The following is a 22,453-nucleotide window of genomic DNA, read 5'->3' on the forward strand; positions in this document are numbered from 1 at the left end:
CTTCAATGAGCGAGCAGGCCGGGTGCGCGCGCGGGCCGGCGTCTCGGGAACAGGCGCTCGAGCCACACGGCGAAGGCGGGCAGCACGGTCATGGCCATGACCATATTGACGATGAACATGAATGCCAGCAGCTTGCCCATGTCCGCCTGAAACTTGAGCTCCGAGAACGACCAGGTGGCCACGCCGATCGCGAGCGTGATGGCCGTGAAGATGGTCGCCGTGCCGATCTCGAGGATCGATTGTTCGAGCGCCTTGACGATTCCCACGCCGTTGGCGAGATGCAGTTGCAGCCGGTTGTAGATATAGAACGCGTAATCGACACCGATGCCGACCGCGAGCACCATCACCGGCAGCGTGGCGACGGTCAGGCCGATCTGCAGCTCCTTCATGAACCAGTACCCGATGAACGTGCCGATCGTCAGCGGCAGGCAGCAGGCGAGCACGGCGCGCAGGTCGCGGTACGTGACGAGCACGAGCAACACGATGGTCGCGTACACGTAAAGCATCATCGGCAGCTCGCTGCGCTCGATTTCGTCGTTGACCGCGGCGAGAACGCCGGCGTTTCCGGACGCGAGCCGGATCTTCACGCCCGGCAGCTTGTTCGTGTCGCGAAAATGCTTCGCGGCGGTGATCACCTGATTGATCGTCGTTGCCTTGTGGTCGGCCAGATAGATGTTCACCGCGGTCATGCTGCAGTCCTTGCGCATGACGCCCGGCGTGCGGGCCACCTCGCCGGCCAGTGACGAATAGTTGTCCGGATCGATCGGGATCGCCGACATCTTCGGGTTGCCTTCGTTGTACCCCTCGTTGTATTGACGCAGCAGCGAAGAAAACGACACGACCGACAATACGCCGGGAACGGCGCGCATCGACCAGACGAAGCGATCCTGATACGCACCGATCTCTACGTTGTTGCACGACTGCGGCGGCGCCTCGAAGACGATGGACATCCAGTCCAGTCCGACGTCATAACTCGATGCGATCGACACCGAGTCCTGGTTGAAGCGGGCATCCGCGCGCAGCTCCGGCGCGCCTGCCTGCAGCGTGCCGACTACGCGGTCGCGGCTTTCCCACGCGGCCACGCAGAAGACCACGACGGCGGCCAGCAGGATGATCGCCGCGTTGCGGGGAACCGCGACTTTCGCGAGCACGCGCAGCACGCGGCCGCGGCGGGCGGCATGCAGCTCGGCGTTCTTCGCATAGCCGGGGTCGACCTTGAGCAGGGACGCGGCCAACGGGAGCATCACCAGATTCGTGACGATCTTGTACGCGACGCCGAGCGAAGCGGTGATCGCGAGCTCGCGAACCATCGGAATCGGGATCAGGATCAGCGTGACGAAGGACACGAATGCGGTCACCAGCGCGAGCGTTCCGGGAATCAGCAGCCCGCTGAAGCTGGATCGGGCGGCCTGCTCGACGGACTTCCCGTGCGAGATCTCACGAACGATGAAGTTGATCTGCTGGACGCCGTGTGACACGCCGATCGCGAACACGAGGAACGGCACCAGCACGCCCAGCGGGTCGAGCCCATAGCCGAGCAGATGCAGCGTGCCGAACTGCCAGACGAGCGAGACGAGCGAGCAGGTGAGCGGCAGAATCGTCAGGCGCACGGAGCGGCAGTACCAGTAGACGGCCAATGCGGTCAGCAGCAGCGCGATTGCGCAGAACTTCAGGACGGACGACGCACCGTTCGCGATATCGCCGATCTGTTTCGCGAAACCGATGATCTGGACCTCGTAGTTCGCATCTTCGAACTTCGATCGCAATTGCGATTCGAGCGCGCGGTCGAATGCGACGTAGTCGATCCGCTCGCCTTTCGCGTCCAGCTCGTTGAGGTCCGCGGTGACCATCGCACTGGTCTGGTCGCGAGACACGAGATTGCCGACGAAACCGCCCTGCGCAGTCGAGCGCGAAATGGCGCTGACCGTGTTGCCGTCGAGTTGATCCGGCGTCACGGTGCCGGGAATGAGCGGGTCGGCCCGGAAGCCGTCTTCGGTGATCTCGTTGACGAATGAATTGGGCGTCCAGAGCGATTGAACGCTGCTGCGCGAGACGTTCGGCAAAAACGTGACCGCCTGCGTGACGTCGTAGAGCCGCTTCAACGCGGTGGGTGTCCAGATGCTGCCGTGGCGCGCTTTGACGACGACGATCAGGCGATTGGCACCGAGCAGGTCGCCGCGATACTGGTTGAAGGTTTCCGTGTATTCGTGGCCGAGAGGAAGCTGCTTCTCGAACCCCGCATCCATGCGAAGCTTCACGGCGAAGGAGGCCATGACGACCGTGAACAGAACCAGGAGTCCCAGAACGAGCCGCCTGTGACCGAACAGCGCATTTTCCAGCGAATGAAGCATTCTCAGCAGCTTGCCGGGTCGGGCTGCGTCGGAAACAGGCGTTTGGTTCATATTGACCTCAGAAATTGCGAGAAGCGACGACAGCCACGAAGTCCCTGTCACGTAGCGGGTTGGCCAGCGGGTTGGTCGGGCCCATGAAGCGCGTGTAGTTCAACGCGACCTGCCAGTTCGCCGGGTTCTGTATGAAATTCACATACAGGTTCATCGCCGTCACGCCGCGCATGAACTGGGCGTTCACGTTCGGCGTATTGCCGAACAGGCCGTACCGGACGTATATCCCCGGATTGACCTGCCACCCGGGAATGACGGTGCCGTCGTAGACCCAGTTGAAATCGACGTCGATCCCGCCGGAGTATTTCGTGCCCTGTGCACTACCCGGCGAGTTGAGTGCGCCGGTCGCGAACAGATCGTTGAATTCGTTCCCCCACAGCAGCGCACCGGGAGAAATCGGCGAGCCGCCATAGCTCTTGTGAAGCCCCGGATAGGCAATGATCACCGTCTCGGTCGTCAGCGTGGCGGTCTGCGCGCCGAGCAGCTTGAGGAATGCGCCGGAATTGCCCGGCTGGAGCGAGTAGAGGGTAGTCAGGTGCCACTGGAAACGCTTCTCGTCGACCCAGCAGTTGCCGCCTTGCGCGACGCATCCACTGGCCGGATTCAGCGGAACGGCGTCGCGCGGACGGTACGACAGTTCGGTGCCGATCGCCCAGTCGCCAACCGGGAAGTTCGCGCTGACACCGATCATGTGGCGGTCTTCAGGAAACCTGAAGACGGTCCCGCCCGTCGAGCTCAGCGACACCTGCGGAAACTTGTCGTGGTACGCGATCGTATAGAAACCGAGGTTCAGGTCCGTTCCCGCGGGCTGATAGCGGACGGAGAAACCGTACTGCCCGCCGTTCTTCGGATGCACGGTGGCCACGCCATACGCGTTGTTGCCTGGCCCGACGATCTGATTGGACCAATAGCTGCCGACGGGGGGTAGATAGTTCTGGTTCCAGTTGCTCTGGACGTACCCTTCGACGTTCACGCCGTGACCGAGGCCGGACGCGACGCTCAGTATCGGGGCCGGCAGGATGATCTCCTTGACCTGCGCCCCGGGTTGGGACGCGCGATTCACGTCGATCGCATTCGTCGCATTGACGCCGCCGGTTTCCCAGATGCTTTCGCCCCAGCTGACGACCTGATTACCCACACGGACGCGTGCAATCTGGTCGCCTACGTTGAACTGCTTGCTGACCCACAGGTCGAGCAAGCGCGGCTTGAAGCGGATGTTTTTCTCGGCATCGGACGGGAGCCCGCCGCTAAGGTTGGGCGATGGGTTGTAGAACAGGTCCTGTCCGCTGGTTGCGCCTGTCGTGCGGGTACCGGAGTAGTCGTATTGCCAGGTGCCGCGCGCCATGAACGTGAGCCCTTGCGACGGCATCTTCAGGACCAGCTCGTGGTTGCCCTTGAGATAGCTCGTGAAAGGATCTCCCTTGCCGTAGTTGATGTCGCCCTGATCGGAGAGGCCGCTCAACTGACCGAGTCGGCCGCCACCGGTCTGCGCACCGGTGGCCACGTTGTAGGTCGGCGATACGAGATTGCTGCTGGGCGACGCGGTTCGAATCCCGACGCCCGCCGACACCGTCGAATCGAAACTGCCTTCGACATTGCCGATCGTGAACGTGAAGGCGTGCGCGCTGCCGCACCCGAGGGCGACGAGCGCCGAGACCGCCGCGCGCACGAACGCCACACTGCAGCGGGGCTGAAATGAGGAGGGGGTAGCCATTTTGTGTCGGCCCCTGTCAACGCTCGCTCAACGCGCGAAGATTGTCGGCGTTGTAGAAGCTCGGCTTGTAGTGTTGGTCCGCCGACGAGTCGACCGACCACTTTGCGTCCCGCCCGGCCGCGAGCATCGAACCGTCCACGAGGTACCGGCCGTCGACGAGGTTGTATTGAGCGAACGCGAGCGTGTCGCAGCTTCCCGTCTCGTACACCGGAATGATGTAGCCCTCGCGGACTTTCGAGATGTTGCCCTGCGCGTCGTAGTCCACCGCGCCGAGGTAGCTCCAGCTGTCTTCGTCGACGTAGAACAGGCGCTTCGGCGCGGTATGGCGCATGCCCTGCTTGACCGTGGCTTCCACGACCCACACGCGGTGAAGTTCGTAGCGGCGCTTCGACGGATTCACGAAGTCCGGGCCATACGCGTCTTCGAATTTGTCGGAGAAGTCGTACATGCCCAGGTCGTTGTAAGTCACGATCATTTCCTTCTTGCCGAGCAGCTTCCACGAGAATCGGTCGGTCTGCCCGGAGAAGACCAGCGCTTCGTCCATGTTGTACTGGTTGTCGAAGCCGATCTGCGGTGCGTCGTAGGCGTACGACGGCATGCGGCGGGTACGGCGCTGGCCGGGGAAGTAGTAGAAGACTTCGGTCGGCTTGCCGGCGTAGGTCGTGAAGATCGCGGCCTGGCCGGCAATGGCGGCCGGCGACTTGTACGCGTAGTACGCGTTGCCTTCGACCTGGTTGACCTTCGCGAACGCCGTGCCGGATTTGTCGCCCCACGGCTGGTAGATCCACGCGTCCGACACGTTCTTGATCCAGTCGGATGCTCCCTTGCGCGGCGAGACGACGGTGATGATGTCGCGCATCTCGACACCGGCGCCGCGGTAATGCAGCTTCGCGTTCCACATCACTTCCGCGCCGGTCTTGGGCGCGGGGAACGGGTAGCCGGGCAGGCGGGCATCGGCGAGTTCCGAGCCGTCCGCGGACATCTTGGCGAAGCCCACGTTGTTCTTCGTGTTCTCCGCGACGAAATCCGGGACGCCGCAGGTGCGCCGCGATGCATAGACCGGCATCGTGAAGCCCTTCAGGTTCTTCAACAATGCAATCTGGCCCGGATTGAGCTTGTCCGCGTATTTGTCGACATTGCTGGCGTCGATCGTGTACAGCGGCTTGTCGGACTTGTATTTGAAGAAATCCGCGCGGCGTTTGCCGAACGTCCAGCCGGGCCCGACGTTGCCGACCTGCGCCCAAGCGGGAATGCCGCTGGCGGTGCCGGCGATCTCGGCGCCGGACGGCGTATGAGACGAGTCCAACCCTTCCGCAAACGCGCTGGTCAAAGTCATCGCGACTGCGGAAGCGAGAAGCGACGATTTCGCTGCCGATCGAACGAGCGAAGCGGATTGTTTGAAAGAATGCGTCTTGACCACATCAATCTCCTTGACCTTGACCGGGTAACGTGCGCCCGTCAAAAGGGTTGGGCATAGGCGAATGCATGCGAACGTAGCGATTTCCGTTGCAATTGATTCGTAATGCGAATTATAAAAACGTGCGTTTTACCGTCTTTTGCATGAATCAACCGGCCCGTTCATCCGTGTTGCATCGGTGCCCGGGTTGTCCGGCACACCTGATGGCGTGCCGGACGGTGTGTTCTGCATGCAGCTGACTTTCGTTTGCCGAAGCCGGGTACGGTCTGCTCGACCGGCGCGGCTCCGTACGCGTGCCACCTTCGGGTGGCGTCGGCTTATGCCGCGACCGACGACAAGTATTCGGCCGGCTGCGCGTGCCAGCCTGCCCAACGCTTCTCCCAATACAGGTTGTGAATCTTCTCGGAGATCGGGCCGGGGCCGCTGCGATTGCCGAGCGGCTGATCGTCGATCGCGCTGACGGGCATGATCCCGCCCGCGGACGACGACGTGAACGCTTCATCGGCTTCGCGCAACTGGGTCGCGGTGTATGTGCCGATGTTCACCTTCAGGCCGAGCTCGGCGGCGATGTCGAACACGCTCTGGCGCGTAATACCCAGCAGGCAGCCTTCGGCAGGCGTATGGAGCTCCCCGTTCTTGATGAAGAAGATGTTCGCACCGGCCGCTTCGGTGAGGTTGTCGTGTTCGTCGACGAGCACGGCCCAGTCCTTTTCCTGCGTCATCGCTTCGAACAGCGCAAGCTTCATGTCCATCCAGTGGAAGTTCTTGGCCGTCGGGTCGACCGCTTTCGCGGAGATGCGGTTGTACCGCTTGCTGACCAGCAGGTTCGAGCCGCGCGTGCGGATCTCGTCGTCCGCCTGGAAGAAGAACGGCACCGCGAACGCGAACATCGCGTTCTTCATCGCGCTGCGGTCGCGGCGGTCGACACTCAGCGGGCCGCGGGTGACGCACCACCACACGTATGCGTCTTTCAGGCCGGCGTTGCGCACGAGGTTGTGCAGGATTTCACGGACCTGGTCGCGATTGAACGGATTCTCGAGGAAGAACTTCGCGGCCGACTCTTCCATGCGGGTGAGGTGATCGTCGAGCCGGAAGAAATTGCCTCGCGACACGGTGACCACATCGTAGGCGGCGTCGGCATGCAGGAAGCCGGCGTCGACGAGCGGGACGGTCGCTTCGGTGATGGGGACATAGTTGCCGTCGCAGAAGGCGCTGCCGTCCGCGTAGCGGGGTTCATGCGGCGCACGAGCATGCAACGGGTGCTCATGCATGATCTGCTGGACTTGGATGATTGCCATGGTAATTACCTTTCGCTCCCGTGGGAGAGTTGCCGTTCGGCGTTGATGTCAGAAAGCGACCGGATCGCGGTGCGCTACTTTGCGGATGGCTTGCTGCCTGGCTATCCGGCTGAAAGTCTGCCACATGACTTGATCAAGTGACCGTGTAGTAGAAAAGTATTGCTCGAAAAATGCGTTGTCGATGAAGGTTAACCCTCTGTGATGTGCGACCGACCCGCGATCAGCGGGGCAGACTTCAACGCGCCCGTTCTGCAAACGGGCAACGAGCGTCGTACTCTGCGTCGCTTTTGGCAATGCTGATTATTACGTAGTCTTATGACTTGGACAGGTGATCAAAAAAGGCGATAGTATCGGTCGTCCCGGGCGATTCCGAAGACTGACGACGTGCCCCGAGACCAACTGACATGGAGCGAGCTGATGGCGATTTTTGAAGCAGATCATCTCCGCCGGGCGTTCATCGGCGGGCGATGGGTGGAGCCGGTGAACGGGGGGATCGAACAGGAAATCATCGATCCGGCGACGGGCGAAGTCTCGGGCGTTTTGCTGTTCTCCGACGAAGCGGACGTGGACCGGGCCGCGAAGGCGGCGAGCGATGCCTTCGCCACATTCTCGAACACGCCGCTGGTCGAGCGGCTCGAGTTGCTCGAGGCCGTGATCGGTGTGTACACCGAGCGGATGCAGGATATGGCGGATGCAATCACGCTCGAGATGGGCGCGCCGATGGATGCGATTTCCCGTCCGCTTCAGGCGGCGCTGGGGCTCTGGCATCTTCATACGACGCTGGAAGTCGCCAGGCAATACCCGTTCGATCGCATCCAGCGCACATCTCGGATCGTGAAGGAGCCGGTAGGGGTGTGCGGGTTGATCACGCCGTGGAACTGGCCGATGAACCAGGTCATGTGCAAGGTCGCACCGGCGCTGGTGTCGGGTTGCACGATCGTGCTGAAGCCGAGCCAGAATGCACCGTATTCGGCCATCGTGCTCGCCGAGATCCTCGAGCAGGCAGGGGTGCCGCCCGGCGTCTTCAATCTCGTGCAGGGCTCGGGGCAGCGCCTCGGGCGGGCGATCGCTTCCAGTCCGCTCTTCGACATGGTGTCGCTGACGGGGTCGACGAGCGCGGGCGTGGAGGTGGCCCAGGCTGCGGCGACGACGATCAAGCGGGTGACGCTGGAGCTCGGCGGAAAATCGGCGAACATTATTCTGGACAGCCAAAACTTCGAGCAAGGCGTCACGCATGGCGTGCTGCAGATGATGGCCAATTCCGGCCAGACCTGTACCGCGCCGTCGCGCATGCTGGTGCCGGCGCATCGCCTCGACGAGGCGGAAAGGATCGCGGCGGCCGCGTGCGCGCAGGTCGTGGTCGGCGATCCGCGCGACCCGCGCACGACGATGGGCCCGGTGGCGAACCGGCGCCAGCATCGCAAGGTGCAGGAGATGATCCAGGCGGGCATCGACGAGGGCGCGCTGCTATTGTCGGGCGGGCTCGGCAGTCCTTCGGGACTCGAAAGAGGCTACTACGTGAAGCCGACCATCTTCAGCCGCGTGAACAATCGCATGAGGATTGCGACGGAGGAGATTTTCGGTCCGGTCCTTGTCATCATTCCCTATCGGGACGAATCGGACGCCGTCGCCATCGCCAACGACTCGCCGTACGGTTTGTCCGGCTACGTCTATGGTGAATCGATCGAGCAGGCGGAGCGGGTCGCCAGACAATTGCGGACCGGGATGGTGCATTTGAACGGTGCGGCCGTCGACATCGCGGCGCCGTTCGGCGGTTACAAGCAGTCCGGCAACGGGCGCGAATGGGGCTACGCCGGCATCGAGGAGTTTCTCGAGACGAAGTCCATGTTCGGTGCGGTGCCGGATGCGGTCAACTGAAGGGAATCGACGACGGGCGCCCATGTCGGGTGGGCGCCCCGCGTCAAGCCGCCGCCTATCTACGAAGCCGCGACGATGTCGCCGGCTGCCTTCCGGCGCGGTGTTGCGCGGGCGGTCATCGTAGCGGCCCGGTCACGGTGTCGGCTTTCGGTGCAACGACGCACCGCGCCGATTTTCAGGCGCGTGCCGTCGAGTTCGAGAGGGAGGCGGCCAACGCTTCCAGGGCCGAACTTGCGCTATCCAGGTTCGCCCGCAGCCTGCCGATATTCGGTTCGGCCTGCCAGCTATTCAGCAATCCGTCGACCAGGATGATGCTCATTCGGGCGACGGGTTCGATCACGTCAGGGCTGACGTGCGGGGCTTGCTTGCCGATATAGGCGACCATGCGTTCGACAGTCTGGATATAGGTCTTCAACGCGAAATCCGGACGATGGCGTTCTGCCCACTGGATCAGTTCGGATTGCGCTCGCGCGTACGATGGATGCTGAACGAGCCATTCGACGGTCTTGCGCAACTGCCATCCGGCGAGTTCGCCGAACGACTGAAATTCACCATGAGCGAGAGTGTTCGTCGCGAGAAGATCGAACAGCGATTCGTACACCGCGTTGAACAGATCGTCCTTGGTATGAAAGACATAATGGAGGGATGCGAGCGGGCAGCCTGCGGCTTGGGCAATGCGCCGCGTGGTGGCTCCAGCGACACCGTGCGCGGCGATGACCTCTACAGCAGCGTCAACAAAATCTTGTCGCCGCAACGCAGCGCGAATTCTTGCCATTGGTAAGCTCCGGTACCCGAAAATCCTCGTCAGTGACGTCTTGTGGGCGTGTAGCGCTCATTCGTGATACGTGGTCAAGTGACCATGACGTGGATGAATTATGTCGGCTTCTTGAAAGTTTGTCCATGGGGCGGCCAGCTTCCGGTTTTCGTTCCGCGAATATCCCGCTCGCATTGAATTGCTGACGAGAAGCGTGTTCCGTTGACTTGGTCATGTGACCAACAAGACGTTACGCAGGCGGCCATTTGCTGTCGATGGAGGTAAACCCGTGCGCGAGGCTCGACGCTCGCCTGTCATGTCACGTTTCCGTGAGGATCGAAGCGAGAGGGGGAGCGATTTGTCTGGAATGCCTGCGGTGCCGATGACGCGCGTCGCGCTGACCACGCCGGGGGCGCGAGCGATGGTTCTTCAAGGCGCCCTTGAACAGGACTCGCGTGCGGGCGCGGCGGCGCATGGGATGAAACTGTCGGCATCATGCGCCGTGCCGCGTGGAGGTGCCGACCAGATGATGCGAACGTCGCGGCAGCGAGGTTGTCGGGAAGCGAATGCGTGGGCGACGCGGCAGAAGCTTACTGCTTGCGCGCCGTCTTGCGAGTGGCCTTCGCAGTGGGCCGAGCATCCGAAAGGGTTGCCGCATAGGCGGCCAGCATCTTGCTCGCGTGATCGACATCGGTCGCCAGGCGTTTCGAGTCTTCCTGAGCGAACCAGGAAAAAAGCAGCCCGTCGGCCAGGGCAATGGTCAGTCGCGCGACGGCATCCAGCGCCTTGGCATCGGGGCGTGGCTCGGCGGAGGAAAGGTAGGCGCGCGCGCCTTCCAGCGAGATACGCAGGGCGCCGACGGCCACGTCGGGCTGATGCCGCAGCGCCCAGGTATACAGTTCCGACTGGGTCTTCGCGTAGGCCGGGTTGGCTTCGAACCAGGCCATCACCGAGCGCAGATTGAATTCCGCGAGATCGGCCAGGCTGCCATGCTCGGGCGCGTCCGGGCTGTCCGAGCGGATCAGGTCGATCAAGGATTCGTAGACGGCCAGTAACAGCTCGTCCTTCGAGTGGAAAACGTAGTGCAACGAAGCAAGCGGGCACCCCGCCGCTTCGGCGATGCGACGGGTCGTGGCGCCCTTCACACCGTGCTCTGCAATCACCGCGACAGTCGCCGCCACGAGGTCCTGGCGGCGGACTTCAGCCCGTACTCGCTGCATAGGCCAGCGCTCCGTTTTATGTTTTCGTTCAAGGATGCTACCCGCGCCGGGTAGTCGAATCGCCCGATATTAGCATGACGATGGGCAGGCTTTGGAAAGCCACGCAACGCATCGTCGAGCACGGATGTTGTATCGGACGCGGCGTGGAAAACATGGTGCGCCGGTTCGTGGCGGGCATGACTGCGGCGCTCCACGCAGGGAAGCAGCGCACGGCGTGACGATGCTGGCGCGGCGGTGCGCGGCGCCGCTGCGGTGGCCCGCTCGACGCGTTCATCGGGCGGCTAATGGAAACCCCGTATTCCCAATGTCATTTCGAAGCATAAGACTCGTACCTGCTGATATGGTCATTTGATCAAGTCTAATGATCTTGTTGTCCGGGCTGAGTGAGGGCTGCCTCCCGGAAACGTGATAAACGACATCGAAAGGGTATGCGAATGAGCAATTTGATTGCCGTCCTCGGCCTGGGCGCGATGGGATCCGCGATCGCTGTCTCGCTGATTGGACAGGGCGAGGACGTCGTCGTCTGGAACAGGAAATCCGGAAAGGCGCAACTCATGGCCGAGCTGGGCGCACGGGTGGCCGACAGTGCGATGGCTGCCTGTGCGCAGGCGGACGTGATCGTCATCGTGACTTCAACGCCGGTCGACCTCGCGGCGGATTTCGACGAACTCGGCGAGCGCCTGCAGGGAAAAACGATCGTCAATCTGGCAACGGGGCGTCCGTCCGAGGTCCTGACGCTGGATCGAATCGTGAGCCGCGCCGGCGCGAAATTCATCAGCGGAACCATCCAGTGCTTCCCGCCCGATATCGGCGGCGAGCGCGCATCCATCCTCCTGGGTGGCGACGAGGCTGTCTGGAACGAAGCCGAGTCCGTCGTTCGAAAGATCGCGCCGCAATCCGTCTACGTCGGCACACGCCCCGATGTACCGAATGTGCTCGACGCCGGGTTGACGGGCACGTTCGTTTTTGGCGCCGGCGCAGCCTTCCTGGAAGGTCTCCGGTTCGTCGTGGATTCAGGCATGTCGATCGACGAGATTCGCGGCCTGATTCCCACCTACATCGCCGGTCAGGCGCACTTCATCGAAGGCCTGTTCGAATCAGTGGCGGCTTCCGATTATCAGCCAAGGGGCGCGAGCCTGGACGTCTACGCGCGGGCGGTCGACCTGTTCCGGCAGGCACAGGAAGATGCAGGGTCGCCGCCACGCATCCTGAAAGCATTACGCGAGCGCATCCGGTCATCCGTCGCGCAAGGCGATGGTGAACGCGGATACGCGGCACTTTTCAATCATTGATACTTGTTGGAGGAAATCATCATGTCGTTGCAACGCCTTTCGAGCGATAGCACTCCTGACGATCTGGCGAACGCGGTTCGTCAGGACGGCGGTGCGATCGTCAAGAATTTCATCGGTTCCGACTTGCTCGCGCGTATCCAGCGTACGCTCTTCGATACGCTCGAGTCGGCTCCGAACGGCGTAGACGAATACTTTGCCGGGACGCAGACGCGGCGCGTGTCGCGTCTGTTCGCGCGTACCGACTGGATGGCCGAGGTCGCGTTGCATCCGCTCTACCTGGGCGCCGCGCGCAGCATTCTGCAAACGCCGATCAAGATCTGGAGCGGCGAAAACCAGGTCGATGTCGCACCCGATATCCAGGTGGGCGTGACGCAGGCCATTCAGATCCTGCCGGGCCAAGGCCTGCAGCCGTTGCACCGCGACGATTCCGTATGGCTGTGGCGACACCCGAACTATGGGCGTGAAGCACGCTTCCAGGTGATGGTCGCGGTATCCGACTTTACGGAGGCAAACGGCGCGACCCTGGTCATTCCGGGCAGCCACAAGTGGGATGACGAGCGCATGCCCAGGCAGGAGGAAGCGATTCCCGCAGCGATGTCCGCCGGCGATGCGCTTTTCTTCATCGGCTCGACTTATCACGGTGGCGGAAAGAACGCCAGCAATGCGCCGAGAACCGGCCTGACGATGTCGTATGACCTGGCGATCCTCCGGCAGGAAGAAAACCAGTATCTCACGCTGCCGATTGAACGCGTGAAGCGCTACCCGGAAGAACTGCAGCGGCTGCTCGGCTGGACGTACGGCACGACGTTTGCCGGCTTTGTCGAGCGTAACGGACAGATGTCGGACCCGAATGACCTGCTGAAAATGAAGGATTTCCTCGAGGTCGGGCATTTCGACTAACGAGGACGTGGCGGGGTGGGGGTTCCGGCCCGGTAACCGGATGGCAACCGGGCGATTCCATCACGCGAGCGTCATGCGATTGTTTCGTGATGCGAACCAGTCATCTGAAAAATGCATTCATGAATGCGAGCTGGAGAGCGATTCGACGCGTCGACGCGATTCCGCACTCGTGCAAACGATTGGGAGTAGATCGTGAATTACCAAATCAACGGAATCCGGAAAATCGCGCTGCTCTATACCGGAGCCGTGGTCTGGACACCAACCTACCTGCTTCCGTTCAACATCGAAGAGTCGATGGCCCGGTTCGGGCTGTCCGAAAGCAGCGCCGGGTGGCTCGCGTCCGCGGTACTGCTCTGCCTTTCACTGTCCATCGTGATCTTTGGACGACAGATGGCGACGTTGAACAAGCGAACGGGCGCGCTCGTTGCGGCGGCGCTCGCCGTGCTGTCGACCTGCGCGATGTTTTCGAATGATTTCCACATATTCGTCGCGGCAAAGCTGGTGCTCGGCGTCGCGCTGGGCGTCAGTTGCGTTTGTGCATACGGCGTCATTTCACACGTCAGGCACCCGGAGAAGGTCGCCGCGCAAGTGGCCGTGGCGATGGCCGTCATATTTTCCGGAGCGATGTACGTGGTACCGATCGCCACTGCGAAGATCGGCAATATCGGTGTCGATGCCGTCCAGTTCACCATCGTCGTGGCGGGGCTGTTTTTTGCCGCGTTCATGCATCCTGCCGTGAACGCAGCCGAGGAAAACGTCGCGAAGGATGCGATCAAATCCAACGACGTCCGCGCGATGCTGGTAAGTGCGTTCTTTATTTACGTGTCGCAGACGGCGCTCATGGGATTCGCCGCGGAAGTGGCCGCAACCCGGGGCGTTGCAGCGGAGCAGCTCGGCATCCTGTTCATGGTCAATGCCGCTGCGCAATTGCCGGTGGGGGTAGCGGTCAACTGGTTGGGCGACCGCTTCGGCTTGTTCAAGCCGATCGCCTTCGGACTCGCGCTGTTGATCGTATGCAGCCTGGGCATGTATTGCGTGGGCGGCCGATGGGCGTTTCTCGTGTCGACGGCGCTCATCAGCGCCGGTGCGACGCTGATCGCCCCTTATATGGTGGCCGCGCTCTCGAAAATGGATGCCAGCGGAAGAAGCACCGCGACCTGCGCGTCGGCAATCAATCTTGGCTTGGCGGTCGGCCCCGCGATTGCCGGCACGGTGTTCGGCGTGGCAGGTTTGCGCGCGGTCGGCTGGCTTTCCGTCGGGCTGCTGGTCGTGCCGATTTTCCTGACCAGTGTTGCGATCCGGCAGCTCAAGTCGCGACATGCCCGGCCCGCGATCGCTTGACGCGACAGGCCAGACAACCGCGTTGCCGGCCGAGCTCGCGCCGGCCGCTGCGCGCATTGGTGCGGTACCGGCCGCCCGGCATGTCGGGCGGAACCCGACGGATCCCTGTCGCGCGATGTCGCATCGGGACGCGATGTATCGACTCGTATTGATGCGGGCAAGCACAAACGAGATCCAGGTCTTGACGATCGTCGGAATATCTCATGGAACCCAAATTTCTTCTTTATTGTCTTGCCGACCTCGCGTTGATCGCGACTTCGCTCATCTATGGCGTGAAACTGCTCAGGAAACGCAACGCTCTCCTCGGATTCGAGTGGCTGGTTACGACGTTTTCGGCAACGAATCTGATGCTCAATGCGCTGACCGGCGAACCCGCGTTCTTCAGTGTTTCGCTGTTCTGCGATGCGTTTTCCAGAGGGTTTGGCATACCGATCATCACCATCGCAGGCATGATGGCGGTTACGCATCGATATAAGCCGTCGATCTTCATCGATGTCGTGTACGTAGTGGGTGCGCTGGCGGGAACCGTTGTCGTGTGGACAAAGGATTTCATGGTTCAACCCAAGCCGTATTTCTACCTGGTGATGTGGTCGTTGTTCTCCGTGTACCTCGTATACGTCGTCAATAGGTTGCTGGGCGCCGGGGAGAAACGCACCGCCGTGAGCATGATCGTCGCGCTGGTGTCCACGCAGATCATTGCGAGCATCTACGACTTCTACCGGATACCAGGCGACAGCGATCACATGATTTTCTACATCTTTGCGCTGCTCTCGTGGTCTTACCTGTCCGTTGCCTTGTACTACGCGTATGGTGCGCTGGAGTGTGCGCAGGAACAGCAAATGAACCTCGATCGACGCCATAGCCTTGGCAGCCTGAGACGAAATCCGCTGTAGTCGGAGAGACCCCGCCGAAGTGCCGGTCGTCCTGCGTGCGAGACGAAGGGGCGACTACCGACGGTAGGGGCGGGCGGTCGATCGAGAGAGGCCGTGCGCGCCGGGCGAATCCGCCCGGCAATGCGGCCTTCAACCATCGGTCGAAGGCCCGCGAAACATCAAGGTCAACGCTGCACGGTGTCCAGAATATCGAGACGATTCAATGCGACCGACTTCTGTTTGAGTGCGCCGAACGCCGCTTCGGTCGCCTCGAGCGTACGCGCGATGTCTTCGTCAGTGTGGCTCGCCGTGAAGAACATGTTGTGCCACGGGTGAAGATAAGCGCCGTTCTTGACGACTTCCGAAGCCCATGCCCGGCCGCGGGACACGAGCTCGTCGTCACCTGCGAAAAGCATCTGGGGCATCACGCTCGGTCCGGTCTGCTTGAGCTCGAAGCCATGCCGCTCCGCTTGTTCGGCGAGGCCGGCGCGTAACGTGTCCGCCAGGCGCTTCGTGTGTTCGAGGTAGTCGGTCTCTCTGACCAGGCGCAGCGTTTCGATTGCGGCGGCCATCGGGACGGCGGACAGCCAGTAGGAGCCCGTGACGAAAATGTTCGTCGCGGCCTCCCGTGCCTTGTCGGAACCCAGGACCGCGGCGATCGCATAGCCGCCGCCAATGGCTTTGCCCCAGCAGCTGAGGTCCGGGTGCACGCCCCAATCCGACCATGAACAATCGCGCGAGAGGCGCAGCCCGGTACGGACCTCGTCCACGACCAGAAGCGCTTCCTGTTCATCAGCGAGGCGGCGGCATGCGTGGGCGTACTCGACCGACGGAAAGAACTGGTCGAACAGCACTTCGTGGCGGAACGGCGTTGCGTAGATGGCCGCCACGTCACCGTCCACGCTCTTGACGGCGGCGTCGAGACTCTCGATATCGTTGTACTCGAAGTAGACGACGTGTGCGCGATCTTCCTTGGTAATGCCCGTCGTATACGGCACGTTCCACGGCGACGCGCCATGGTACGTGCCGCGCGCGACGAGAATCTTCCGCTTGCCGCGATAGGCTCGCGAGATCACCATGGCCATCGAAGTGGCATCCGAGCCGTTCTTGCAGAACATCGCCCAGTCGGCGTGGCTGACCTGTCGAGTGAGCGCCTCGGCAAGCTCGACCATCACCGCGCTCGGGCCCGTGGCCGTGTCGATGTTCTGCAACTGAAGGGCCGCCGCGCGCTCGATCTGCTCGTTGCCGTAGCCGAACAGATTCGTGCCGTAACCACACACGTAATCGATGTACTGGTTGCCGTCGACGTCCCAAAGATAGGTTCCCTTCGCTTTTGCAAAGTACAACGGGAAGTCTTCCGTCAAATACTTGACGCTCTGGTGACCATACATCCCGCCCGGGATGACTTTTTCGGCTCTTGCAAACCACTCGTTCTTCTTCGCCAGCCTGTCCATGCTCGACTCCTTGTGAAAGATTCGTTTCAGGCGATACCAGATTGACATTCGATCAGTTGAATTGGTCGATTGACTTTCATAACGCGAACTACCGGGTCGAGTCGTAATGCTCGATATGGTAAAGAACCATGAGTCCCGGGCTGAATACGAACAGTATCCCGGCGACAAGCGAGAGTAAGATGAGTAAGCGCTTCGCCATGATCAGCCTCCGCGGTTGATGAGCTGAGTTAGAAAGTCGATTGTTCGCGAACATGCCGGGAGCGTGAGGCGATGCCCGTATTCGCGGGAAACGAGCATTGCGTCAGACCACTTCGAACAGGCCGGCGGCACCCATTCCGCCTCCCACGCACATCGATACGACGACGTAGCGTGCGCCGCGCCGTTTGCCTTCGATCAGTGCGTGACCGACCATGCGCGCGCCGGTCATCCCGTACGGATGGCCGATGGAAATGCTGCCGCCGTTGACGTTGTATCGCTCGGGATCGATGCCGAGCTTCTCGCGGCAGTACAGCGCCTGGCATGCAAACGCCTCGTTGAGCTCCCACAAGCCGATGTCGTCGGTCTTCAGGCCATGAAGCTTAAGCAGCTTGGGGATCGCGTAGATCGGACCGATGCCCATCTCCTCCGGCGCATTGCCGACGACGGTCATCCCGCGATAGATGCCGAGCGGCATGGCGCCGATCTGCTGGGCGGTTTTTCCGTTCATCAGGACGCACGCGCTTGCACCGTCCGAAAGCTGGCTCGCGTTGCCTGCCGTCACGACGCCGCCGTCGACTACCGGTGCGAGAGACGCAAGCGATTCGAGCGTCGTGCCGGGACGATTGCCTTCGTCCTGCGTAAGCGTGACCTCATGCTGCGACGTCTTGCCGGTCGCTTTGTCGACGACCAGCTTTCGTGTCGTGATCGGGACGATTTCGCTCGAGAAGCGAGCCGCGGCTTGTGCGGCGGCCGTGCGCAGCTGGGAGTCGAGGGCGTACTGATCCTGGACGTCCCGGGAGATCCCGTACTTGCGGGAAACGAACTCGGCGGTCTCGAGCATCGGCATGTAGGCCGCCGGTTGCACGGCCAGCACGTTGGGATCCTGGTCGGCGCGCGTCCACTCGAAGTAGCGCGTTTGAACTGCCGAGATATTCTCCTGGCCGCCCGCGACGACGACCTCCATCCCGTCGCACATGATCTGCTTGGCAGCCGTCGCGATCGCCATCAGGCCCGACGCACATTGCCGGTCAAGCGTTTGCGCCGCGACGCTGGCAGGCAATCCGGCTGCCAGCACTCCATGTCGGGCGATATTGCCGCCGGCGGTGCCGGCGTTGAGGACCGAACCGATCACGGCGTCCTCGATGCGATCGGGCTCGATGCCGGCACGCAGCACCGCATGCCTGATCGCGTGCCCGAGCAGCGTGGGCGAGTGCGTGAGGTTGAACGCACCGCGATAGGCCTTGCCGATCGGCGTGCGCGCGGTGGAAACGATGACTGCGTCAATCATGGGGCATCCTTATAAAGCAAGCGACGAAATGAAATGGAGACGTTGCGTACGGATCAGAACCAGTGCTCCGGCATGGTGAGTGGCGTCGTCTCGACTGGATCGACCACGGCGAGCCACGCGGCCACCTTGGGCATTTCCCATCCGAAGAAGTAGTCGCATGCGGCGAGCTTGCCGCGATGGAAGTCGGTTCCCGTGGGGCCGTTCTCGAGCGTACTGGCCACAATTGCCTGATCGAGCCAAAGCCAGCCGACCACGACATGCCCGAATGCTTCGAGATAGGCAGCGGCGTTCGCCAACTGGACATCGGGATCGTCGAGTCGGTGCAACGCACCGGTGACGGTACGGATGCGCACCCACGCGGCATTGAGCGTGCCGGCTTGGCGCTGGAGCGAACGGGCCGACTGCGCGCGCGATACCGTCGCGGCGATCTTTCTGTCGAGCGCCGCCATGGCGACACCGCCGTTTGCGCGTGTTTTGCGGCCCAGCAGGTCGAGCGCCTGAATGCCGAACGTGCCTTCGTGGATCGGATTGAGGCGGTTGTCGCGATAGAACTGCTCGACGTTGTACTCGCGTGTGTATCCATACCCGCCGTGAACCTGAATGGCGAGATCGTTGGCGACGAGGCCCCATTGCGATGGCCAGCTCTTGACGACGGGGGTGAGCAGGTCAAGCAGGCAATGGGCTTCTTCGCGGCCGTCGGCGTCTTCCAGCGACTGGATATCGTCGCTCAGACGCGCCGCGTAAAGGCACAACGCCAGCGCGCCCGACACATACGCTTTCTGGGCCAGCAGCATGCGCCGGACGTCGGCATGACGGATGATGGGGATCTGCGCGGAGGCGGGCGACCGGTCGGTGCGTGGCCGCCCCTGTACGCGCGTCTTTGCATAATCGAGCGCGTGCAGATAGCCCGTATAACCGATCGAGGCGGCGCTGAGGCCGACCGAAATACGCGCCTCGTTCATCATGTGGAACATATACGCCAGCCCCTTGCCGGGCTCGCCGACGATCTCGCCGATCGCCCCGGCCTTACCGTCCGGCAGGTAGCGGCCCTCGCCGAAATTGAGCAGGCAGTTCACGGTGCCGCGATATCCCATCTTGTGATTGATGCCTGCCAGCGCGACATCGTTTCGCGGGCCCGGCAGGCCGTCCGGGCCGATCAACTTGCGCGGAACCGTGAAGAGCGAGATGCCCTGGGTGCCCTGCGGAAGCTGGCCGCGCTCGTCGGGAATTTTTGCCAGCACCAGGTGGACGATATTTTCGGCAAGCTCGTGATCGCCGCCTGAAATCCACATCTTGTTGCCGAACAGGCGGTAGCGGCCGTCCTTGCTCGGGACCGCACGCGTGCGGATGTCGGCAAGGCTCGACCCGGCTTGCGGTTCCGACAGGCACATCGTGCCGAAGCACCGACCTTCCGACATGGCCTTCACGTAGTGCTCCACCCGCTCCCGTTCGCCGTGGGCCATGAGCAGATTGGCGTTGGCGATCGTCAGAAACGCGTAGCCCGCGGTACCCGGATTGGCTGCGAGCAAATACGCCATACCGGCCCGCTCCACGGTGCTCGGCAGGCACATGCCGTTCCACTCGCCGGGGAACGACGCGCTGATCAGGCCGGCGTCCGAAAATGCGCGCAAGGCGATGCCGACTTCCGGATTGATGGTGACGCGCTCCCCGTCGAATGCGGGTTCGTTGCTGTCGTTCTTCTTGTTATGCGGCTTGAAGAGATCCGTGGCGAGCGATTCGTAGACATCAAGCACGGATGTATAGTCGAAGCGGTCTTGCCCCGCATATCGTGGCCTGCCGGCAAGAGACTCGACCTGCAGCCAGTCGAAAAGAATGAACTCCACGTCGCGACGGGAGAGGGTGAGTTCGCGGGTCATGAAATAGAGCGGGTGGGCTTCGGTTGGCTTCGTAATCTGCAGGACAAAAAACTGAGGAATCCGAATAACTGTCACCGGAAATCGGTCCCCCAGGCATGGCTGCGCGTGATGGTGTTCATTGCCACGACCGCGCTGCCGGACGGTACAGCACGTTCAGGTTTGCGCCGCGCTGCCCACGTGTTGTCGTGCACGGGGCCGCGCCTGTGCATTCGCGGCGGCGATGCCGGCCTTCTTGAGCTCGAGATCGCCCTGGGCCACACCGGACGAAGGAACGGTCTCGCCGTTCCGGTTCGTGACCTCGCCAAGGCGCTGCGCGAGCTGGTGCACGACGTAGTCGCCCGCCCCGAGATGGATGCCCGGCGTCAGCGTGATGTGTGCGCTCTCGAAGCTGCCCGCGCCTGCGCACAAGATCGTGCGGTTGGGCGCGTCTTCGCCGGCAAGCACTGCTACCGCGGGGCTGACCGACGCAGGCGACAGCGTGTCGAGGGTGTCCGCCGACATCAGGCCTTCGAGCATGCGCGTGCCAGCCGTCGGAGCCAGACAGTTCACACGAATGTCGTATCGCTCGCCTTCGATGGCCAGCGTCTGCATCAGCCCCACCAGCGCCATCTTCGCGGCGCCGTAGTTCGATTGCCCGAAATTGCCGTACAGACCCGACGACGACGTCGTCATCACGATGCGGCCGTACCGTTGTTCCCGCATGGTTTCCCACACGGCCTTCGAACAATTCACCGCGCCCATCAGGTGCACCTCGATCACCGCACGAAAGTCGTCGAGCGTCATCTTGCTGAAGCTCTTGTCGCGCAGGATGCCGGCATTGTTCACCAGGATGTCGACACGACCCCATTGCGAAAGCGCCTGATCGACCATGCACCGAACCTGCTCGAAATGGGTCACCGATGCGCCGTTCGCGATCGCCTTGCCGCCGGCCGCGACGATTTCATTGACGACCCGCTGGGCGGCCGTGACGGAGCCGCCGTTGCCATTCACGTCGCTGCCGAGATCGTTGATCATGACCTTTGCCCCCAATCGGGCAAGCAGCAGCGCGTGCTCGCGCCCGAGGCCGGCACCGGCGCCGGTCACGATTGCAACACGATTGGTCAGGTCAATGGTCATGGGTTGTCTCGTCGATGGTGAGGGTGTGGTACTTCGCGCATCCGCGTGAAGGAAGTCGGCGCTGCATGGTCCGAACCCGTCCGTTGCACGCTTGTGTGTGCGGCTCAAAGGCCGAGGTGCGTTGCAATATCGTCGTAGTCGACTTGCCACAGGCCCGGCGTGCCAGCCGGATATTGGGAGCGGAAGCCGATGATTCGCTGCACGCGTTTGGACAGGCTTCTCACGATGTCCATGTCGACGATGAACGGATACGCTTCCTCCGGCGTCAGGTAGGACGGTTGCATCGGCAGCGTGAGCCCGCGCCGGCGCTCGTTCTTCGTCACGTTGGCGCCGCCGCCGTGGATCACTTTTCCGCTGAACAGCAACGCGTCGCCGGCATCCATCTCGGCGGCAATGGTCATGTCGGACGTGCCCTTGCTGTCGAAGTAGTCCTCGTCCCAGTTCTGGCTTCCGGGAATGATTCGGGTGGCGCCGTTTTCCTCGGTGAAGCGCGTGAGGGCAATCATCAGGTTCGTAAATACCGTCGGCCCGTTGACGCCGAGCGCGCATAGCGGCGGGAAGTTGCCGACATCTCGATGCAGCATTTGCGTGGTGTTGCCCGGGCCGATGTCGATCACCTGTGCAGTCGACAGCCACCAGTCGCCGGACTCTTCACGGTATAGCACCTCACCGAGTTCATGAAAAAGGTCGTCGTCGAGCACGCCGCCAAAGGTCTTGCTGTGCGTGATCATGTTCGTCAGGCGCTTCGTATGCGCGCCGTGGAATGCCTTGATCAATTCATTGTCGTGCGACGACCCTTCGCGAAGCCCTTCGAGCGGGCCGTCGACTTCGCGATTGATGTTCGCGACTTGTTCTTCCGACAGGTAGCCCTTGATCCGGACGCCGCCGTATCGATTCATCAGCGACACGATTTCCTGCGCGCTCGTCGTCTTGGGGACGATGGGGAGAGAGTCTTGAATGGTCCGGCTATTTGCGCTCATGGTTTTCTCGACGTGGTGGGGACGGGTCAATCAAAGCAGCGTCGCTTTCTGGATCCGGTATTCGTAAATGAAGTTGAGTATTTGACTTGATCATTTGACCGTATATGCTCCGGCTTTGGGCGGCTGATTCCGTTCCCGATGGTCGACGGAGCGCATGCTCGCCACACCCCCGTCTCGACAGCCCGACGGTCCGACGGTCAGCGCTCGGTGCCGGATACGACAGGGCCGTCGGGTTATCGATGAGCCGGGGTGTTCGCGTCAAATGTGGTCGTATGATCAAGTCAAGCGACGATGAAAAATTATCATCATGCTCCCCCAGGGTCGATCATGGTTAACCCCTTCGCTTTCCGAATGATTTGGCCGGTGAACGACACGAGACCGTGGCGGCATGGGCAAGAGGGACAGGACCATCCGCTGAACGCGGCGCGCAGGCCGGCCGGCCTCGGCGGCCG

At 62.0% G+C, this 22,453-nt stretch carries 17 protein-coding genes; 6 read left to right on the top strand and 11 right to left on the bottom strand.

Features of this window, described 5'->3' with window-relative positions; all coding sequences use genetic code 11:
• Nucleotides 1-2 precede the first annotated feature (2 nt).
• The 4 genes from LMA02_RS20370 to LMA02_RS20385 form a co-directional block, all read right to left on the bottom strand.
• On the bottom strand, nucleotides 3-2,402 hold the full coding sequence (locus LMA02_RS20370) for an efflux RND transporter permease subunit (RefSeq protein WP_228909557.1): 2,400 nt from the start codon (nucleotides 2,400-2,402) through the stop codon (nucleotides 3-5).
• A 7-nt stretch (nucleotides 2,403-2,409) separates the two neighbouring features.
• Entirely contained in the window at nucleotides 2,410-4,116 is a 1,707-nt protein-coding gene (locus LMA02_RS20375; RefSeq protein ID WP_228909558.1) for a DUF1302 domain-containing protein, read from the bottom strand.
• A gap of 16 nt (nucleotides 4,117-4,132) precedes the next feature.
• Nucleotides 4,133-5,452, bottom strand: coding sequence for a DUF1329 domain-containing protein (locus LMA02_RS20380; protein WP_228909559.1), 1,320 nt, complete (start codon nucleotides 5,450-5,452; stop codon nucleotides 4,133-4,135).
• 398 nt (nucleotides 5,453-5,850) lie between these two features.
• A complete protein-coding gene (locus LMA02_RS20385) occupies nucleotides 5,851-6,831 on the bottom strand; it encodes an aminotransferase class IV (protein ID WP_228909560.1) in 981 nt (326 codons plus the stop codon).
• 417 nt (nucleotides 6,832-7,248) lie between these two features.
• Here LMA02_RS20385 and LMA02_RS20390 point away from each other — a divergent pair, with 417 nt between their 5' ends.
• Nucleotides 7,249-8,709: an aldehyde dehydrogenase family protein gene (locus LMA02_RS20390; protein WP_228909561.1), complete on the top strand. Its 1,461-nt coding sequence runs from the start codon at nucleotides 7,249-7,251 to the stop codon at nucleotides 8,707-8,709.
• A 175-nt stretch (nucleotides 8,710-8,884) separates the two neighbouring features.
• Here LMA02_RS20390 and LMA02_RS20395 read toward each other — a convergent pair whose 3' ends face one another.
• Nucleotides 8,885-9,484, bottom strand: a complete 600-nt coding sequence (locus tag LMA02_RS20395) for a TetR/AcrR family transcriptional regulator (protein WP_228909562.1) — start codon at nucleotides 9,482-9,484, stop codon at nucleotides 8,885-8,887.
• Nucleotides 9,485-10,053: 569 nt separating this feature from the next.
• The gene (locus LMA02_RS20400) at nucleotides 10,054-10,683 is read right to left on the bottom strand and encodes a TetR/AcrR family transcriptional regulator (RefSeq protein WP_228909563.1); all 630 of its coding nucleotides are present in this window, start codon (nucleotides 10,681-10,683) and stop codon (nucleotides 10,054-10,056) included.
• A 74-nt stretch (nucleotides 10,684-10,757) separates the two neighbouring features.
• Here LMA02_RS20400 and LMA02_RS20405 point away from each other — a divergent pair, with 74 nt between their 5' ends.
• The 5 genes from LMA02_RS20405 (at nucleotide 10,758) to LMA02_RS20425 (ending at nucleotide 15,109) form a co-directional block, all read left to right on the top strand.
• The gene (locus tag LMA02_RS20405; RefSeq protein ID WP_228909564.1) at nucleotides 10,758-10,901 is read left to right on the top strand and encodes a hypothetical protein; all 144 of its coding nucleotides are present in this window, start codon (nucleotides 10,758-10,760) and stop codon (nucleotides 10,899-10,901) included.
• 216 nt (nucleotides 10,902-11,117) lie between these two features.
• On the top strand, nucleotides 11,118-11,975 hold the full coding sequence (locus LMA02_RS20410) for an NAD(P)-dependent oxidoreductase (protein ID WP_228909565.1): 858 nt from the start codon (nucleotides 11,118-11,120) through the stop codon (nucleotides 11,973-11,975).
• Nucleotides 11,976-11,996: 21 nt separating this feature from the next.
• Nucleotides 11,997-12,875 carry a phytanoyl-CoA dioxygenase family protein gene (locus LMA02_RS20415; RefSeq protein ID WP_228909566.1) on the top strand — a complete coding sequence of 293 codons (879 nt, stop codon included), beginning with the start codon at nucleotides 11,997-11,999 and terminating at the stop codon, nucleotides 12,873-12,875.
• A 192-nt stretch (nucleotides 12,876-13,067) separates the two neighbouring features.
• On the top strand, nucleotides 13,068-14,216 hold the full coding sequence (locus LMA02_RS20420) for an MFS transporter (protein ID WP_228909567.1): 1,149 nt from the start codon (nucleotides 13,068-13,070) through the stop codon (nucleotides 14,214-14,216).
• Between the two features lie 203 nt (nucleotides 14,217-14,419).
• Complete coding sequence (locus tag LMA02_RS20425; protein WP_228909568.1) at nucleotides 14,420-15,109, top strand: hypothetical protein; 690 nt, start codon at nucleotides 14,420-14,422, stop codon at nucleotides 15,107-15,109.
• A gap of 164 nt (nucleotides 15,110-15,273) precedes the next feature.
• Here the strand turns inward: LMA02_RS20425 and LMA02_RS20430 are convergent, their stop codons facing one another.
• The 5 genes from LMA02_RS20430 to LMA02_RS20450 all read right to left on the bottom strand — a co-directional run bounded on the left by LMA02_RS20430 (nucleotide 15,274) and on the right by LMA02_RS20450 (nucleotide 22,031).
• Nucleotides 15,274-16,542: an aminotransferase class III-fold pyridoxal phosphate-dependent enzyme gene (locus tag LMA02_RS20430; RefSeq protein WP_228909569.1), complete on the bottom strand. Its 1,269-nt coding sequence runs from the start codon at nucleotides 16,540-16,542 to the stop codon at nucleotides 15,274-15,276.
• 301 nt (nucleotides 16,543-16,843) lie between these two features.
• Complete coding sequence (locus tag LMA02_RS20435; protein WP_228909570.1) at nucleotides 16,844-18,028, bottom strand: acetyl-CoA C-acyltransferase; 1,185 nt, start codon at nucleotides 18,026-18,028, stop codon at nucleotides 16,844-16,846.
• 53 nt (nucleotides 18,029-18,081) lie between these two features.
• Complete coding sequence (locus LMA02_RS20440) at nucleotides 18,082-19,905, bottom strand: acyl-CoA dehydrogenase (RefSeq protein ID WP_228909571.1); 1,824 nt, start codon at nucleotides 19,903-19,905, stop codon at nucleotides 18,082-18,084.
• A 153-nt stretch (nucleotides 19,906-20,058) separates the two neighbouring features.
• Nucleotides 20,059-21,021 (bottom strand): SDR family NAD(P)-dependent oxidoreductase, encoded by a 963-nt coding sequence (locus tag LMA02_RS20445; protein WP_228909572.1) that lies wholly within the window; start codon nucleotides 21,019-21,021, stop codon nucleotides 20,059-20,061.
• 104 nt (nucleotides 21,022-21,125) lie between these two features.
• Complete coding sequence (locus LMA02_RS20450; RefSeq protein WP_228909573.1) at nucleotides 21,126-22,031, bottom strand: phytanoyl-CoA dioxygenase family protein; 906 nt, start codon at nucleotides 22,029-22,031, stop codon at nucleotides 21,126-21,128.
• Nucleotides 22,032-22,453 lie beyond the last annotated feature (422 nt).

The organism is Burkholderia sp. B21-005, from assembly GCF_020843965.1.
Classification (GTDB): domain Bacteria; phylum Pseudomonadota; class Gammaproteobacteria; order Burkholderiales; family Burkholderiaceae; genus Burkholderia; species Burkholderia ambifaria.

Coding starts and splice junctions, on each gene's coding strand:
- LMA02_RS20445 (WP_228909572.1), bottom strand. CDS start 21,021: ATGACCATTGACCTGACCAATCGTGTTGCAATCGTGACCGGCGCCGGT.
- LMA02_RS20400 (WP_228909563.1), bottom strand. CDS start 10,683: ATGCAGCGAGTACGGGCTGAAGTCCGCCGCCAGGACCTCGTGGCGGCG.
- LMA02_RS20370 (WP_228909557.1), bottom strand. CDS start 2,402: ATGAACCAAACGCCTGTTTCCGACGCAGCCCGACCCGGCAAGCTGCTG.
- LMA02_RS20375 (WP_228909558.1), bottom strand. CDS start 4,116: ATGGCTACCCCCTCCTCATTTCAGCCCCGCTGCAGTGTGGCGTTCGTG.
- LMA02_RS20425 (WP_228909568.1), top strand. CDS start 14,420: ATGGAACCCAAATTTCTTCTTTATTGTCTTGCCGACCTCGCGTTGATC.
- LMA02_RS20430 (WP_228909569.1), bottom strand. CDS start 16,542: ATGGACAGGCTGGCGAAGAAGAACGAGTGGTTTGCAAGAGCCGAAAAA.
- LMA02_RS20395 (WP_228909562.1), bottom strand. CDS start 9,484: ATGGCAAGAATTCGCGCTGCGTTGCGGCGACAAGATTTTGTTGACGCT.
- LMA02_RS20435 (WP_228909570.1), bottom strand. CDS start 18,028: ATGATTGACGCAGTCATCGTTTCCACCGCGCGCACGCCGATCGGCAAG.
- LMA02_RS20440 (WP_228909571.1), bottom strand. CDS start 19,905: ATGACCCGCGAACTCACCCTCTCCCGTCGCGACGTGGAGTTCATTCTT.
- LMA02_RS20415 (WP_228909566.1), top strand. CDS start 11,997: ATGTCGTTGCAACGCCTTTCGAGCGATAGCACTCCTGACGATCTGGCG.
- LMA02_RS20390 (WP_228909561.1), top strand. CDS start 7,249: ATGGCGATTTTTGAAGCAGATCATCTCCGCCGGGCGTTCATCGGCGGG.
- LMA02_RS20385 (WP_228909560.1), bottom strand. CDS start 6,831: ATGGCAATCATCCAAGTCCAGCAGATCATGCATGAGCACCCGTTGCAT.
- LMA02_RS20380 (WP_228909559.1), bottom strand. CDS start 5,452: ATGACTTTGACCAGCGCGTTTGCGGAAGGGTTGGACTCGTCTCATACG.
- LMA02_RS20410 (WP_228909565.1), top strand. CDS start 11,118: ATGAGCAATTTGATTGCCGTCCTCGGCCTGGGCGCGATGGGATCCGCG.
- LMA02_RS20405 (WP_228909564.1), top strand. CDS start 10,758: ATGACGATGGGCAGGCTTTGGAAAGCCACGCAACGCATCGTCGAGCAC.